Annotated in this window: 13 protein-coding genes and 1 other annotated feature; of the genes, 9 read left to right on the forward strand and 4 right to left on the reverse strand. The window is 51.8% G+C overall.

Annotation, left to right across the window (positions count from 1 at the left end; genetic code table 11):
- Positions 1-153 precede the first annotated feature (153 nt).
- The gene (locus GTPT_RS06450) at positions 154-699 is read left to right on the forward strand and encodes an isochorismatase family protein (protein WP_029991219.1); all 546 of its coding nucleotides are present in this window, start codon (positions 154-156) and stop codon (positions 697-699) included.
- Here the strand turns inward: GTPT_RS06450 and GTPT_RS06455 are convergent.
- Positions 653-1,519 (reverse strand): LysR substrate-binding domain-containing protein, encoded by an 867-nt coding sequence (locus tag GTPT_RS06455; RefSeq protein ID WP_029991220.1) that lies wholly within the window; start codon positions 1,517-1,519, stop codon positions 653-655. The genes GTPT_RS06450 and GTPT_RS06455 overlap by 47 nt on opposite strands.
- A 127-nt stretch (positions 1,520-1,646) precedes the next feature.
- Between GTPT_RS06455 and GTPT_RS06460 the strand changes: the two genes are divergently transcribed.
- The 4 genes from GTPT_RS06460 (at position 1,647) to tyrA (ending at position 6,227) form a co-directional block, all read left to right on the forward strand.
- Positions 1,647-2,813 carry a methionine aminotransferase gene (locus GTPT_RS06460; protein WP_029991222.1) on the forward strand — a complete coding sequence of 389 codons (1,167 nt, stop codon included), beginning with the start codon at positions 1,647-1,649 and terminating at the stop codon, positions 2,811-2,813.
- Between the two features lie 110 nt (positions 2,814-2,923).
- Entirely contained in the window at positions 2,924-3,679 is a 756-nt protein-coding gene (locus GTPT_RS06465; RefSeq protein ID WP_371190678.1) for an ABC transporter substrate-binding protein, read from the forward strand.
- 346 nt (positions 3,680-4,025) lie between these two features.
- Positions 4,026-5,090 carry a 3-deoxy-7-phosphoheptulonate synthase gene (locus tag GTPT_RS06470; RefSeq protein ID WP_029991223.1) on the forward strand — a complete coding sequence of 355 codons (1,065 nt, stop codon included), beginning with the start codon at positions 4,026-4,028 and terminating at the stop codon, positions 5,088-5,090.
- A gap of 15 nt (positions 5,091-5,105) precedes the next feature.
- Complete coding sequence (tyrA, locus tag GTPT_RS06475) at positions 5,106-6,227, forward strand: bifunctional chorismate mutase/prephenate dehydrogenase (RefSeq protein ID WP_025902295.1); 1,122 nt, start codon at positions 5,106-5,108, stop codon at positions 6,225-6,227.
- A 39-nt stretch (positions 6,228-6,266) separates the two neighbouring features.
- On the opposite strand, the gene pheA is transcribed toward tyrA, so the two are convergent.
- Together pheA and raiA are read right to left on the reverse strand one after the other, a co-directional pair.
- On the reverse strand, positions 6,267-7,427 hold the full coding sequence (pheA, locus tag GTPT_RS06480; RefSeq protein ID WP_025902294.1) for a bifunctional chorismate mutase/prephenate dehydratase: 1,161 nt from the start codon (positions 7,425-7,427) through the stop codon (positions 6,267-6,269).
- A 34-nt stretch (positions 7,428-7,461) separates the two neighbouring features.
- Positions 7,462-7,587: a sequence feature (Phe leader region), on the reverse strand.
- A gap of 97 nt (positions 7,588-7,684) precedes the next feature.
- A complete protein-coding gene (raiA, locus tag GTPT_RS06485; protein WP_025902293.1) occupies positions 7,685-8,017 on the reverse strand; it encodes a ribosome-associated translation inhibitor RaiA in 333 nt (110 codons plus the stop codon).
- Between the two features lie 318 nt (positions 8,018-8,335).
- On the opposite strand from raiA, the gene GTPT_RS06490 reads away from it, so the two are divergent.
- On the forward strand, positions 8,336-8,686 hold the full coding sequence (locus GTPT_RS06490; RefSeq protein ID WP_051170887.1) for a DUF6404 family protein: 351 nt from the start codon (positions 8,336-8,338) through the stop codon (positions 8,684-8,686).
- A gap of 216 nt (positions 8,687-8,902) precedes the next feature.
- Here GTPT_RS06490 and bamD read toward each other — a convergent pair whose 3' ends face one another.
- Positions 8,903-9,637 carry an outer membrane protein assembly factor BamD gene (gene bamD, locus GTPT_RS06495; RefSeq protein ID WP_025902291.1) on the reverse strand — a complete coding sequence of 245 codons (735 nt, stop codon included), beginning with the start codon at positions 9,635-9,637 and terminating at the stop codon, positions 8,903-8,905.
- A gap of 128 nt (positions 9,638-9,765) precedes the next feature.
- On the opposite strand from bamD, the gene rluD reads away from it, so the two are divergent.
- The 3 genes from rluD to clpB all read left to right on the forward strand — a co-directional run bounded on the left by rluD (position 9,766) and on the right by clpB (position 14,173).
- A complete protein-coding gene (rluD, locus tag GTPT_RS06500; RefSeq protein ID WP_025902290.1) occupies positions 9,766-10,746 on the forward strand; it encodes a 23S rRNA pseudouridine(1911/1915/1917) synthase RluD in 981 nt (326 codons plus the stop codon).
- Positions 10,743-11,474 (forward strand): purine nucleoside phosphorylase YfiH, encoded by a 732-nt coding sequence (gene yfiH / locus GTPT_RS06505; protein ID WP_025902289.1) that lies wholly within the window; start codon positions 10,743-10,745, stop codon positions 11,472-11,474. The genes rluD and yfiH overlap by 4 nt, the downstream gene beginning before the upstream one ends.
- A gap of 125 nt (positions 11,475-11,599) precedes the next feature.
- Complete coding sequence (clpB, locus tag GTPT_RS06510) at positions 11,600-14,173, forward strand: ATP-dependent chaperone ClpB (protein WP_025902288.1); 2,574 nt, start codon at positions 11,600-11,602, stop codon at positions 14,171-14,173.
- Positions 14,174-14,388: the final 215 nt, after the last annotated feature.

Raw genomic sequence — 14,388 nt, forward strand, 5'->3', positions numbered from 1 at the left:
TCCCTCGGGAACTTCACTCACCCGCTCAGGCGCTTTGCGGTCTCTGCGAACAGCCATCCTGTATTCCGGTTTCTGTTGCCGGGGAGAGTTTGCAGACCTTCAGCCGGAAATAGTCTACTGTAATGACAGAGAATCTTGCCGGCAGGAAAACGGATGAAAAATGTACTGGTTGTGATCGATATGCAAGCCGGGGTACTGGCTGTGGAGCGGTTTCAAATCAACGAAAAAATTGCATTGATTAACCGGCTTATTGAGGCCGCTGATGAAGTCATTTTTGTCCGGCATTGTGAGGGGGAAATGCAGCCTGGCACGATGGCCTGGCAAATTGTTCCGGGAGTTATTCAGCCGGAACACGCACGTTATGTCAGTAAAACCGCCTGTGATAGCTTCTTTCAGACAACCCTTGCCCGTGAGCTGAACGCGTGCGGTGAGCATGCTTTTACGGTATGTGGTTGTGCAACGGATTATTGTGTGGATACCACCATTAAAACAGGAGCCAGCCTCGGATACGCCATCACCGTGGCAGAAGATGCCCATACCACCGCGGAGAGAACATTTGTCAGCGCACAGCAATTAATCAGCCACCACAATGAGCTATGGGCAGATCTGACTGTCCCCGGTCACCCGGTGCAGGTAGCAGCGACCCGGAACATTATTCAGCGCTGGCTATCGGCGGAACAGGCCGGTGTAACCAGTTGATCAGTGACTGTAATGCACTTTCAGGAAGGCTATCGGTGCGATGTATTAAACGATAGGCGGCCCCGGTTTTTACCGTGAGGTTAAAGGGGACGACCAGTCTGCCGCGGGCAATTTCTTCCGCCGCGAGGTGAATATCCGCCACGGTGATCCCGAACCCCTGTACCGCAGCATTGAGTGCCAGATCCATGGTTTCAAAATGCTGGTTACGTACCATAGTGATCGGTAAGTCATGTTGACGGAGCCATAATAACCAGTCTCTGGTATCGGGAGTGGGATGCAGAAACGTGTAGTTTTGCAGGTCATTAACCTCTGACGGCAGGGGCAGGTGACTGGCCATGACCGGGATAAGTTCCTCATCAAAGAGCGTTACTCCGCCTGAATCTGCGGTACCGTAAATAATGGCAGCATCAAAATCCTCCAGCTGACGCCGGTGATCCAGTGTGGTCGTCAGGGCAACATGGACATGAGGGGCATACTGTTCAAATGCGACCAGCCTGGGAACCAGCCAGCGCATTGCACAACTGGGGGCCTTCAGGCGTAACTGGTCAGGCGTTAGCCGGATTTTCTCTGTCAGGTGGTTCAGCTGTTCCAGTAGCTGACGGAGTTCCGGTAACAGTTGTCCGGCGCGCGGGGTCAGGGAAAGTCCGCGGGCATGACGGCGAAATAACGGGAAGCCGAACCAGGCCTCGAGAGCCTGAATCTGACGGCTCACTGCGCCCTGAGTGATACAGAGTTCCGTGGCTGCATGAGTCAGATTCAGGTGACGTGCGGTCACCAGGAAAGTCTGCAGCCCATTGAGCGGTAAATCACGTCGCGTCATACATTCCCCGGTTATGCATAAAAGTCATGGCTATTATGACAATATTTCGATTGTTCTCCTATGCCCCTCGCCGTTAGATAAACAACAGTTCACTAGTTTATTAATGCATTATCGCTCAGGGGTTGTGATGTCTATCCATTCTTCAGTGGCTTTACCCTCGAAACTTCCGGATGTCGGAACCACAATTTTCAGTGTTATCGGGGAGCTTTCCGCTAAACACCAGGCCATAAACCTGTCACAGGGGGCACCTGATTTTCCCTGTGATCCGGCACTGACTGAATCAGTGACCCGTGCCATGCAAAACGGTCATAACCAGTACGCGCCGATGGCCGGATTACTTACCCTCAGGGAAGCCATCGCCGGGAAAGTCCGGCAGTTGTATGGCCAGGCGTATGATCCGGCAAGCGAAATACTGGTCACCGGCAGCGCCAGCCAGGGGCTTTTTATGGCGATTTCTGCGCTGGTACACCCCGGTGATGAAGTGATCTTCTTTGAACCTGCGTTCGACAGCTATGCACCTGTCGTGCGTTTACAGGGGGCGACCCCTGTCGGGATTGCGCTGAACGTACCGGCATTTACCATCGACTGGCAGGTGGTTGCGGCAGCGATCACCCCGAAAACCCGGATGATTATTCTGAACAGTCCGCATAATCCCGGGGCTCAGATCCTAAGCGCTGATGATCTGCAGCAACTGATCAGGCTGACGAAAAATACCGACATCGTGATCCTGTCGGATGAAGTCTATGAGCATGTAATTTTTGACGGGCGGCAACACCTGAGTATGGCGACACATCCGTCGCTGGCGGAACGCAGTGTGATCGTCTCTTCGTTCGGAAAAACATTTCATGTCACCGGCTGGCGGGTAGGGTATTGCCTGGCTCCGGAGGCTATCATGCACGAAATTATCGGTATACATCAGTTTATGATGTATGCCGCAGATACCCCGATGCAGTGGGCATTTGCGGAGTATTTACGCCATCCGGAGCATTACCTGGGGCTATCGGCTTTCTATCAGCAAAAGAGAGACCGGCTGGTGGCATTACTGGCGGACTCGCCTTTCCGTTTACAGCCTTCAGCCGGTTCTTTCTTTATGCTGGCCGGTTACGGGCATCTCAGTCAGCAATCCGACAGTGAGATCGTGCAACGGCTGATTACTGAGTGTGGGGTAGCCACGATCCCGCTGTCTGCGTTTTATACCGACGGCACAGATAATAAATTTATCCGCCTTTCATTTTCAAAAGATGATAAAACGCTGCTGGCCGGTGCAGAAGCGTTATGCCGCTTCACGGTCTGATACTGGCCGGAGAAGGGAGCAGTATCCGGGGGGATGCCCCCGGCAAAGACCATTATAACAGTGATATTCAGGGTGACAGAAAAATGCAAAAGAAAGTAAAAGCAGTATGGATGGCAGCAGGGCTGTGCGCGGCATTTCAGGTATTCGCCGGGGATACGTTGCGTTTTGGTCTGGAATCTCAATACCCGCCTTTTGAAAGCCGGAACACGCAGGGGCAACCGGTCGGATTTGATATTGATTTAGGGAATGCGGTATGTAAAGCCGCACACCTGAAATGTCAGTGGGTGGAAAGCAGTTTTGATGCCCTGATCCCGGCGCTTGAAGCCAAAAAGTTTGATGCCATCAATTCTGCAATGAATATCACCGCACAGCGGGAAAAAATCATCGATTTCACGGTGCCGGTTTACCGTATTCCAAGCATGCTGGTCGCCCGGAAAGGCCTGAATTTGCAGGTCACGGCGGAGGGGCTGCAGGGGAAAAATGTGGGTGTATTACAGGGGTCGATTCAGGAAGCGTATGCCAAAAAACACTGGGAAACTCACGGTGTGAATGTGGTCTCTTATCAGGACCAGAACCAGGTCTATAACGATATGGTGGCAGGAAGGCTTGATGCGACCCTGGTCATGTCAGCGGCCGGTCAGTCCGGTTTCCTGAATAAGCCTGAAGGGAAAGACTTTGCGTTTGCCGGTAAGCCGGTGGAAGACGATGCCATCCTTGGGACTGGCATCGGGTTCGGACTGCGTAAAGGGGATACCGCCCTGAAGCAGCAACTGGATACCGCCATTGAAACCGTGAAGAAAGACGGAACGCTGACCCGACTGGCAGCCCGTTATTTCCCGGGGATCGATGTCAACGTCAAACCCTGACAGCTAATACTTCCCCGGACGTATCACTCACTCCGCACGTCCGGGGTTTTTGTTCTTATCGCCAGCCAGCATCCGGCGGGTGTCCTCTCTGCTTTATGCCTCCGTTTTCGCAGAAAAAAAGATCATCGCCTGCCGCTGACGGGATATCCGCTGAATTAACGAATATTCAGTCACTTACTTTAGTTTTGTAATTATTTGTTTACACGTGGCAGGGTAAAAACCCTTTTTATACTATTGTTGTAAATAAATCAGTACACCGCGTGGATTGAAATGTTTACTGTGTATGGTAGGCTGTGGCCACGCTTACCAGAGCGAAGTGACGAGCCGTGATAACAGGATGCCAACCATGCAAAAAGATACGCTGAATAATTTACATATCACCGAAGAACGGATAATGATGACGCCGGAACAGCTTAAAGCTCAGTATCCGCTGTCCGTTCAGTTGCAGGACCAAATAGCGCACTCCCGCCAGGTAATTTCAGATATTATCGCCGGGCGTGATCGCCGGTTACTGGTGGTTTGCGGGCCATGCTCTATTCATGATCCTGACGCGGCGCTGGAATATGCTGAGCGTTATCAGCAGTTGGCAGAAAAGTACAGCGATAGTCTCTATCTGGTAATGCGGGTTTATTTTGAAAAACCGCGGACGACCGTGGGCTGGAAGGGGCTGATCAATGACCCGCATATGGACGGGTCATTCGATGTTGAGCACGGATTACAGATTGCCCGTGATCTGCTGGTGAAACTGGCGGAGAAGGGGCTGCCGCTGGCGACCGAAGCTCTGGATCCGAATTCACCACAATATCTGGGGGATTTGTTCAGCTGGGCGGCTATCGGCGCCCGGACAACGGAATCACAGACCCACCGGGAAATGGCTTCCGGGCTTTCTCTGCCAGTCGGTTTTAAAAACGGCACCGATGGCAGCCTGAGCACGGCTATCAATGCCATGAAGGCAGCTTCTATGCCTCACCGCTTTATGGGGATCAACCAGGCCGGACAGGTGTGTTTACTGCAAACCCGGGGCAACCCCGATGGCCATGTTATTCTTCGTGGGGGTAAAACCCCGAATTACGGCCCGGAAGATGTGGCTGCCTGTGAAAAAGAGATGCAGAATGCGGGTCTCAGACCGGCATTGATGATAGATTGCAGTCATGGCAACTCCTGTAAAGACTATCGCCGTCAGTCGCTGGTGGCTGAATCAGCCATGGCCCAAATCAAAGACGGTAATCGTTCCATTATGGGTCTGATGCTGGAAAGTCATCTTTATGAAGGAAATCAGTCACCGGATCAGCCTCGTTCGGCCATGCGCTACGGTGTCTCGGTGACCGATGCCTGTATCAGCTGGGAAACTACAGAAACCCTGCTGCGCGATATTCATCAGGATATGTGTGCCGCGCTGCGGGTGTCATAAGAGGTGTTATAGATTATGGTGGCCGAATTAACCGCGCTACGCGATAAAATTGATGAAACGGATAAAGCCTTGCTGCAATTGCTGGCCAGGCGTCTTGAACTGGTCGCTGAAGTCGGTGAAGTCAAAAGCCGTTATGGATTACCTATTTATGTGCCTGAACGTGAAGCCAGTATGCTGGAGTCGCGCAGGAAAGAAGCTGAACAGCTCGGTGTACCGCCGGATTTGATCGAGGATGTATTGCGCCGGGTGATGCGGGAATCTTATTCCAGCGAAAATGATAAAGGTTTCAAAACACTGAACCCGGATCTGGGCCCGGTCGTCATTGTCGGTGGTGAAGGGCAGATGGGGCGTTTGTTCGGCAAGATGCTGACGCTGTCTGGCTATCAGGTCAGGACGCTGGAAAAAGATGACTGGGGCAACGCTGAACAGTTACTCAGTGATGCCGGTATGGTCGTTATCAGTGTGCCTATCCATCTGACAGAGCAGGTTATCCAACAATTACCGCCATTGCCGGATTCCTGTATTTTGCTGGATCTGTGCTCGATTAAAAACAAACCACTGCAGGCGATGCTCGCAGCGCACCAGGGGCCGGTACTGGGGCTGCACCCGATGTTTGGCCCTGACAGTGGCAGTCTGGCGAAACAGGTTGTGGTCTGGTGTGACGGTCGTCAGCCAGAGGCTTATCAATGGTTGCTGGAACAGATTCAGGTCTGGGGAGCGCGGTTACATCGCACCAGTGCAGTTGAGCATGATCAGAATATGGCTTTTATCCAGGCACTGCGTCACTTTGCCACTTTCGCCTATGGCCTGCATCTGGCTGAAGAGAATGTCGATCTCAGCCAGTTGCTGGCGCTCTCTTCACCCATTTACCGTCTGGAACTGGCGATGGTCGGGCGTCTTTTTGCCCAGGACCCGCAGCTGTATGCGGATATCATTATGTCTTCAGAAAATAACCTGGCGCTTATCAAACGTTATTATCAGCGGTTTGGTGAGGCGATCGCGTTACTGGAGTCCGGGGATAAAGCAGAATTCATCGACAGCTTCCGCAGTATTGAACGCTGGTTCGGCGATTATGCCGGTTCATTCCTTGCAGAAAGCCGGGGGCTGTTACGCTCAGCGAATGACAGTCGCGCTTAACGGGCCGGAAATCAGGGCACCTGAAGGTGCCCTGAGCCATCAGTCGACGGAGACCGGAATGACGTTATCTCCCGGATAACAGCCAAGAACTTTAACGAAACGGGTCAGAGCCGTCAGCTCTTCCAGAGACTGTTGCATTTCTTCTGAATGCACATTGGCCTGAATATCCAGATAGAACATCTCTTCCCAGGGATTTCCGTTGATCGGACGGGATTCCAGTTTGGTCATCACCAGACCATATTTCCTTAGCACCATCAATGCATCGACCAGCGCCCCGGATTGCTGGCCTGTGGCCATCAGTAAGGTGGTTTTGGCCGGAACCTGTGCTGAGACTTTCACCGGCTTACGGGCCAGGATAATAAAGCGGGTCATATTTTGTTGCTGATTCGCCAGATTACGTTCCAGTACCTGCAGATTATACAGGTTACCGCCGGCTTCACTGCCGAGAGCTACGGCCTGGCTGTCCTGCAATTCTGCCACTTTTTCCATGGCGGCCGCGGTGCTTTCGGTATATTTAATCTTCCAGTGCGGATACCGGGCCAGAAAGTGGCTGCATTGCTGGAAAGGCTGCGGGTGGCTGTAAACGGTGGTGATATTATCCAGGCAGGTGTCGGCGGGGACCAGAATACAGTGGTCAATCGGTAGTGTGAGCTCTCCGACAATATGCAGGCTGGTATGCTGCAACAGGTCATAGACATCGTTTATGGAACCGGAACTGGTATTTTCCAGGGGTAATACAGCATAGTCAGCCAGCCCGGTTTCGACCTGTTGCAAAATATCCGGGAATTTACTGCAACCGACTTCGGTCATATGAGAAAAGTGACGGGAGGCATACTGACGGGCTGCCAGGTGCGAGTATGAGCCCTTAGGTCCGAGGAAGGCGACCCGGGCACTGTTTTCCTGTGCCTGATTCAGAGCTTTCTGCAGCAGAGCCTGTTGGGTCAGTACCGACTCTTCAATGATCAGTTGGAAAATACGGGTGATGTACTGGCTGTCTAATGACTGGCTACGTCCCTTTTCAATCAGTGTTTCCAGTAGCTGCTTCTCCCTTTCGATATCACGGATAGGGCGGTGGGTAGTCATTTTGAATTTCCCTACCGCGACAGCCACCTCCTGACGCTCTGCCAGTAAAGACAGAAGCTGTTCATCCAGGCGGGTGATCCTTTCCCGTAAATGCTCTAAAGAAGGCTCTGCGCTCATTTTTGTCACCTGTATTCCTGTTATTTTTATACCCAATAAAAAAGCCCCCCTTACGGGAGGCTTTGCTGTTTGTCTTCTCATTCATTCTTATACGACAACATCTCTCCCGGAAGAAGGCATGCTAAAAAAGAATGAGAAGAAAAACACGAGGGGTTGCATAGCAGGTTGTCCCTGAAAGATGTTTCCCGAGATTAACTTTTGCGCCAGGGCACGTCAACTAAAAACGCGCCCTGCGGGCGCGTTCGTGGGATCTCAGGTTATTCTGTTTCAGCAGGGATAATATCTTTTACGCTGGCTGAGGCACGTCTTGCCTCACCTTTATGCTGAACCTTATTCAGCTGGCGTTCAAGTTTACTGAGCAGGTCATTAATAGCGGCATACATATCAGCGTGTCTGCCGGTCGCGACCAGCGGGCCATTCGGTGTATTTATGGTCGCATCGGCGACAAATTCTTTTGGCTCTTTCGACAGCACAATATGAGGATTAATTAGCTGGGTTTGCCACTTTTCCAGTTTGGTCAGACGGTCTTCAACATGGTTGCGGATAGCGTCGGTAATTTCCATTTGTTTACTGGTGATGTTCATAATCATCGCACTTACCTCTCTGTTGTTACCATCGTGTGACATTCAGATTAACGGCTTCAGTTAAGAATAATGTGATCTGGATCACAAAATAAAGCCACTTTTTGCTAATTAGTAAAATTCCTAATCAGTACCGCAAAAAGCAAAGATAATGATTGAACCCGTGAATATTACCCGCCATTATTGACCGGATAAGCAGATGATGGCCGTCATGTTTTCCGTGACTTCTATAGACCCGCGACGGGGCATTAAGTGCTTTCTCCCGGGGTTGTGGTAGCACAAGTCAACAGGATGGGAATGACGTAAAGGCTTAGCAGGAAGGGGACTATGGTGTCGTTTGACGAAAGAAAAAAAACAGCCATTCGGATTTTAGAAGAAAAAAAGATATGGCAACCTAATCGTACGCCGCTTCTGATGAAGTGCTTATGGCATATGGGTGTGCGGATCCCCCCTTTCCCGGTCGCGCCATTCTGGCTAATCGCCCTGGTCACAGCGCTGGGATTTGGTTTGTCATGGGGAGTGTTCATGTGGTTTTTCGCATGGCAAAAAGAAGGTTACACGATAACCGCGGCCTTAATCGCGAGTAGTGTGGCGGGTCTCTTGTTCGGCTTAATGGCGGCAGGTTCGCACCTGTACCGCAGGAAGGCCCAACAACTGCCGGAATGGAAAAGTCTTTAACACCCGAAGCACAGGTATTCTGCTATCACCTGATGTGAATAAAAAATTCAGCGACTGAGACCGTCAGGGGAAGAGGTACTGCAACGGCCCGACGGATGTATTCATCATCCCGCTTATGCGAACCTTTTGCAGACTAAGACACCAGAAACGGGTTTACAAAAAAAGCAGCCGGCATGGGCTGCTTTTCTCTTTATACCCGCGGAAAGGTTCCCTGAATCAACGCTTCTGGTTATCCGCAATGATTTTGGCCACTTTATCGGCCTCGGTGTTGAGTTGCATCTGGCGGTAAGCATTTTCCATCAGCGGAAGTGCCTGGCGGGTCGCCTCAGTATCTGCATAGTTTGTCAGCATGTCCTGTGCCCGGTTAACAACCGCGACATAAGCCCCTCTTTTGGTATAGTATTGCACCACAGAAAGTTCATGTTTAGCCAGACGGTCTTTTAAAGCCACCAAACGCAGTCTGGCATCAGCGGCGTACTGACTGTTCGGGTAGCTCTGCAGCAGTTGAGAGAAATCGGTAAATGCCTGACGGGCATAGGCCGGGTCTCTGTCAGAGCGATCGATACCGAAGAAGTGTTGCACTGCTGACTCATCCATCGCCATGTCGGTCAGACCCTTCATATACATGACATAGTCAATATTAGGATGTGTCGGGTTCAGTCGCATAAAACGGAGAATGGTGGCCTGGGCCATCGGCATATCTCCGTTTTTATAGTAGGCATAGATCAGATCAAGCTGCACCTGCTGAGAATACGGACCAAACGGGTAACGATTATCCAGTGCTTCTAACTGAGTAATGGCAGCCCTGAAGTTCCCGTCCTGCAGTTTTTGCTGGGCGGTTGCATAGATCACCGAAGGCGGGTTGTCCGGGACAATGTCTTTAGAGCCGGAGCAACCTACCAGTGCCAGGCCCAGAGTGGCAACGGCCACCAGATGTTTCATACGCGTCATGACGAAATGATTATCCTCAAAGGTTTAGCGGAGGCTTTCTGTGAAGCGTCCATTGATGATCAGCTAAGATAGCACATTATAGTAAACGGCTTTGCCGTGAAAACCCAACGTTAACGAAAGAAGCTTATATGGCACAACAAGTACAACTCACCGCGACAGTCTCCGAAGCGCAACTTGGACAACGCTTAGATCAGTCTTTAGCGGAATTGTTCCCTGATTATTCACGTTCACGCATAAAAGAGTGGATTTTACAGGGCCGGGTCACCCTGAATGGTATCCCGACCACCGTTCCTAAGGAAAAAGTCCTCGGTGGTGAACGGATCACTATTGATGCCGAAATAGAAGAGGAACTTCGCTGGGAACCTCAGGATATCGCGCTCGATATCGTGTACGAGGACGATGACATTCTGGTTATCAATAAGCCGCGCGGGTTCGTCGTTCATCCCGGAGCCGGTAATCCCGATGGTACGGTATTAAACGCATTATTACATTATTATCCTGCCATTGCGGATGTTCCGCGGGCGGGTATCGTGCATCGTCTGGATAAAGATACCACCGGACTGATGGTCGTTGCCAAGACTGTACCGGCGCAAACTCATCTCGTTGACTCTTTACAACGACGTGAAATTACCCGTGAATATGAGGCGGTTGCCATTGGTACGATGACGGCCGGGGGCTTTGTTGATGAGCCTATCTCTCGTCACCCTACCAAACGTACCCATATGAGCGTGCATCCGATGGGGAAACCGGCGGTTACCCACTACCGTATTATGGAACATTTCCGTGCCCATACCCGGTTACGCTTGCGCCTGGAAACCGGCCGTACTCACCAGATCCGTGTACATATGTCTCATCTCAGTCACCCGCTGGTCGGGGATCAGCTGTATGGGGGACGTCCACGCCCGCCTAAGAATGCGTCAGAGGAATTTATCTCGGTTCTGAGAGGGTTTGACCGGCAGGCACTCCATGCCACAATGTTACGTCTCTACCATCCGATCACCGGTATAGAAATGGAATGGCATGCGGCACTGCCGCAGGATATGGTCGAATTAATCGATGCACTGAAAGCAGACACGGAATTACATAAAGACGACATGGACTGGTTATGAGTTCACTGATTATTCCGGAGTGGCCGGCACCGGCGAACGTCAGAGCCTGCTCGACAACCCGAATCGGGGGAGTCAGTCAGCAGCCTTACGATAGCCTGAACCTGGGGGCCCATGTTGCAGATGACCCTGTGCATGTCCTCAAAAATCGCCACCTTCTGTGTGATATTGCCGGCTTACCGGCGATGCCGCTCTGGCTTAATCAGGTTCACGGAACCCATGTTGTGACCTTGCCGCATACCGGTGATTGTGTTCCGCAGGCCGATGCCTGTTATACCCGGGCAGAAGGCCAGGTTTGCGCAGTGATGACGGCAGACTGCCTGCCGGTTATTTTCTGCTCAAAAGACGGGCGGGAAGTTGCAGCTGCCCATGCCGGCTGGCGGGGGTTATGTGCCGGTGTTCTTGAAAGCACGCTGGCAACGTTCCGGCGCCCGCCGGAAGATATCCTGGTATGGCTGGGACCGGCCATCGGCCCGCAGGCGTTTGAGGTTGGCCCGGAAGTGCGCGAGGCGTTTATTGCCCACGACCCCGCAGCCGCAGAAGCCTTTATCCCTTACCAGCATAAGTATCTCGCGGATCTCTGGACATTATCCAGGCAGCGTCTTTCCCGCGCGGGTGTCACGGCTGTCTATGGTGGCGGTCGCTGTACCTATTCTGAAAGCGGGTCTTTTTTCTCCTACCGGCGGGAGCGCGTGACCGGACGTATGGCAACTTTGGTGTGGCTGGTATAATCTTAGCCACTGGACGATCCTGTATGTGTAATTTTTCTCTGTTTTCCGGGTGATAAAACTTGAATATTTGAGGGATTGACCTCATTTAATCTCCTGTAGCATTTTGACCTTTAACAGGAGGAATTATGCGTCTGGATCGTCTAACCAATAAATTCCAACAAGCGCTGGCTGACGCTCAGTCACTGGCACTCGGCAACGACAACCAATTTATCGAACCTCTTCATCTGATGAGTGCTCTGCTGACTCAGGAAGGGGGATCGCTGACTCCTTTACTTTCTTCCGCCGGGCTCGATGTGGCAGCTCTCCGGGAAAAAATCACACAGTCAATAAAACGGCTTCCTCAGGTTGAAGGCAGTGACGGCGACGTACAACCTTCAGCTGATCTCATCCGCGTGCTTAATCTGTGCGACAAGCTGGCACAAAAGCGCGGTGATACTTTTATTTCATCTGAACTTTTTGTTCTGGCTGCGCTGGATTCACGCGGAGCTCTGGCGGATATCCTGAAATCAGCCGGAGCAAATAGCGACAAACTCACCAGAGCCATAGAACAGTTGCGTGGGGGCGAAAACGTGAACGAACAGGGTGCTGAAGACCAGCGTCAGGCATTAAAAAAATACACTATCGATCTGACTGAACGTGCAGAACAGGGGAAACTTGACCCTGTCATTGGTCGTGATGAAGAAATCCGCCGCACCATCCAGGTGCTGCAACGGCGTACCAAAAATAACCCCGTCCTGATAGGTGAGCCCGGCGTCGGTAAAACGGCCATCGTTGAAGGACTGGCGCAGCGTATTATTAACGGTGAAGTGCCGGAAGGCCTGAAAGGTCGCCGTGTGCTGGCGCTGGATATGGGGGCGCTGGTGGCCGGGGCGAAATACCGCGGAGAGTTCGAAGAACGCCTGAAAGGGGTTCTCAATGACCTTTCAAAGCAGGAAGGTAACGTTATCCTGTTTATTGATGAGCTGCACACGATGGTCGGTGCCGGTAAAGCCGACGGTGCGATGGATGCCGGCAATATGCTTAAGCCTGCGCTGGCTCGCGGTGAACTGCACTGCGTCGGGGCGACTACCCTGGATGAATACCGTCAGTATATAGAGAAAGATGCAGCACTGGAGCGCCGGTTCCAGAAAGTGCTGGTGGATGAACCTTCGGTCGAAGATACCATTGCTATTCTTCGCGGGCTGAAAGAGCGTTATGAGTTACACCACCATGTACAAATTACGGACCCGGCCATTGTCGCCGCGGCTAATTTGTCACACCGGTATATCGCTGACCGGCAACTGCCGGATAAAGCTATCGATTTGATCGATGAAGCCGCCTCCAGCATTCGTATGCAGATTGATTCAAAACCTGAATCGCTGGATCGTCTGGAGCGACGGATCATTCAGTTAAAGCTGGAGCAGCAGGCACTGAAAAAAGAGTCAGATGATGCCAGCGTTAAGCGCCTTGAGATGCTTGAGAGCGAGCTGAATCAGAAAGAACGCGAATATGCTGAGCTGGATGAAGAGTGGAAAGCGGAAAAAGCGTCTCTGACCGGCACGCAGAATATTAAAGCGGATCTGGAACAGGCACGTATTGCTCTGGAGCAGGCTCGTCGTACCGGTAACCTGGCCGAAATGTCTGAACTGCAATACGGTAAAATCCCTGAACTCGAAAAGCAGCTTGCCGCCGCGACTCAGGCTGAAGGCAAATCGATGAAGATGTTGCGTAACCGCGTGACGGATACAGAGATTGCCGATGTGCTTGCGCGCTGGACCGGGATTCCGGTCGCCAGAATGCTGGAAGGCGAGCGTGACAAACTGCTGCGGATGGAAGAGGCATTGCATGATCGTGTTATCGGCCAGAATGAAGCCGTCGAAGCGGTCGCTAATGCTATCCGCCGTAGTCGCGCGGGGCTGGCGGATCCCAACCGTCCGGTGGGGTCTTTCCTGTTCCTTGGGCCGACCGGGGTAGGTAAAACCGAACTGTGTAAATCTCTGGCTAACTTCCTGTTCGACAGCGATGACGCCATGGTGCGAATCGATATGTCCGAGTTTATGGAGAAACATTCGGTTTCCCGACTGGTGGGTGCCCCTCCGGGTTATGTCGGATATGAAGAAGGGGGATACCTGACCGAAGCCGTCAGACGCCGTCCTTATTCTGTGATCCTGCTCGATGAAGTTGAAAAAGCGCATCCGGATGTCTTTAACATTCTGTTGCAGGTGCTGGACGACGGACGGCTGACCGACGGACAAGGGCGTACGGTTGATTTCCGTAATGCAGTCATCATCATGACCTCGAACCTGGGGTCAGACATGATTCAGGAACGCTTTGGTGATCTGGACTACGGTGAGATGAAAGCACTGGTCATGAGTGTCGTCGGCCAGCACTTCCGTCCGGAATTCATTAACCGTATAGATGAAGTTGTGGTTTTCCACCCTCTGGGGGCAGAGCATATTGCTTCTATTGCACGTATCCAGTTGCAAAGGTTGTACCAGCGTCTGGAAGAGCGGGGCTATCAGCTGCACATCTCTGATGATGCGCTGAAGTTATTGGGTGAAAACGGATTTGACCCGGTATACGGTGCGCGTCCGCTGAAGCGGGCTATCCAGCAGGAAATAGAAAACCCGTTAGCTCAGCAAATTCTGTCCGGGCAACTGGTTCCTGGTAAAACCATAGAAATGGATGTCAGAGACGGTGAAATCGTGGCGCATCAGTAATCTGAGTGCGAACAGAAACAGGAAAGCGGACGTTTATCGTCCGCTTTTTTTATGGATATCCCCGACTTTGTGCTTTTTTAACCCGAAATGGCGGAAAAAGCGACACTCAGAAATTAATTTGAAATAAACCCTTGTCAGAAAAAATTATCTCCCTATAATGCGCTCCCACTGACACGGCAAAGCGCGATACGCAGCGGCGTGACAGGGGCTGAAGC

It is taken from the genome of Tatumella ptyseos ATCC 33301 (genome assembly GCF_000735525.1).
In the GTDB taxonomy this organism is placed as follows: domain Bacteria; phylum Pseudomonadota; class Gammaproteobacteria; order Enterobacterales; family Enterobacteriaceae; genus Tatumella; species Tatumella ptyseos.

Bases quoted from the DNA above. Each gene is read 5' to 3' on its own strand.
- yfiH (WP_025902289.1), top strand. From the start codon at position 10,743: ATGAGTTCACTGATTATTCCGGAGTGGCCGGCACCGGCGAACGTCAGA.
- raiA (WP_025902293.1), bottom strand. From the start codon at position 8,017: ATGATTATGAACATCACCAGTAAACAAATGGAAATTACCGACGCTATC.
- GTPT_RS06450 (WP_029991219.1), top strand. From the start codon at position 154: ATGAAAAATGTACTGGTTGTGATCGATATGCAAGCCGGGGTACTGGCT.
- GTPT_RS06490 (WP_051170887.1), top strand. From the start codon at position 8,336: ATGGTGTCGTTTGACGAAAGAAAAAAAACAGCCATTCGGATTTTAGAA.
- bamD (WP_025902291.1), bottom strand. From the start codon at position 9,637: ATGACGCGTATGAAACATCTGGTGGCCGTTGCCACTCTGGGCCTGGCA.
- GTPT_RS06460 (WP_029991222.1), top strand. From the start codon at position 1,647: ATGTCTATCCATTCTTCAGTGGCTTTACCCTCGAAACTTCCGGATGTC.
- GTPT_RS06470 (WP_029991223.1), top strand. From the start codon at position 4,026: ATGCAAAAAGATACGCTGAATAATTTACATATCACCGAAGAACGGATA.
- pheA (WP_025902294.1), bottom strand. From the start codon at position 7,427: ATGAGCGCAGAGCCTTCTTTAGAGCATTTACGGGAAAGGATCACCCGC.
- clpB (WP_025902288.1), top strand. From the start codon at position 11,600: ATGCGTCTGGATCGTCTAACCAATAAATTCCAACAAGCGCTGGCTGAC.
- rluD (WP_025902290.1), top strand. From the start codon at position 9,766: ATGGCACAACAAGTACAACTCACCGCGACAGTCTCCGAAGCGCAACTT.
- GTPT_RS06465 (WP_371190678.1), top strand. From the start codon at position 2,924: ATGGCAGCAGGGCTGTGCGCGGCATTTCAGGTATTCGCCGGGGATACG.
- tyrA (WP_025902295.1), top strand. From the start codon at position 5,106: ATGGTGGCCGAATTAACCGCGCTACGCGATAAAATTGATGAAACGGAT.
- GTPT_RS06455 (WP_029991220.1), bottom strand. From the start codon at position 1,519: ATGACGCGACGTGATTTACCGCTCAATGGGCTGCAGACTTTCCTGGTG.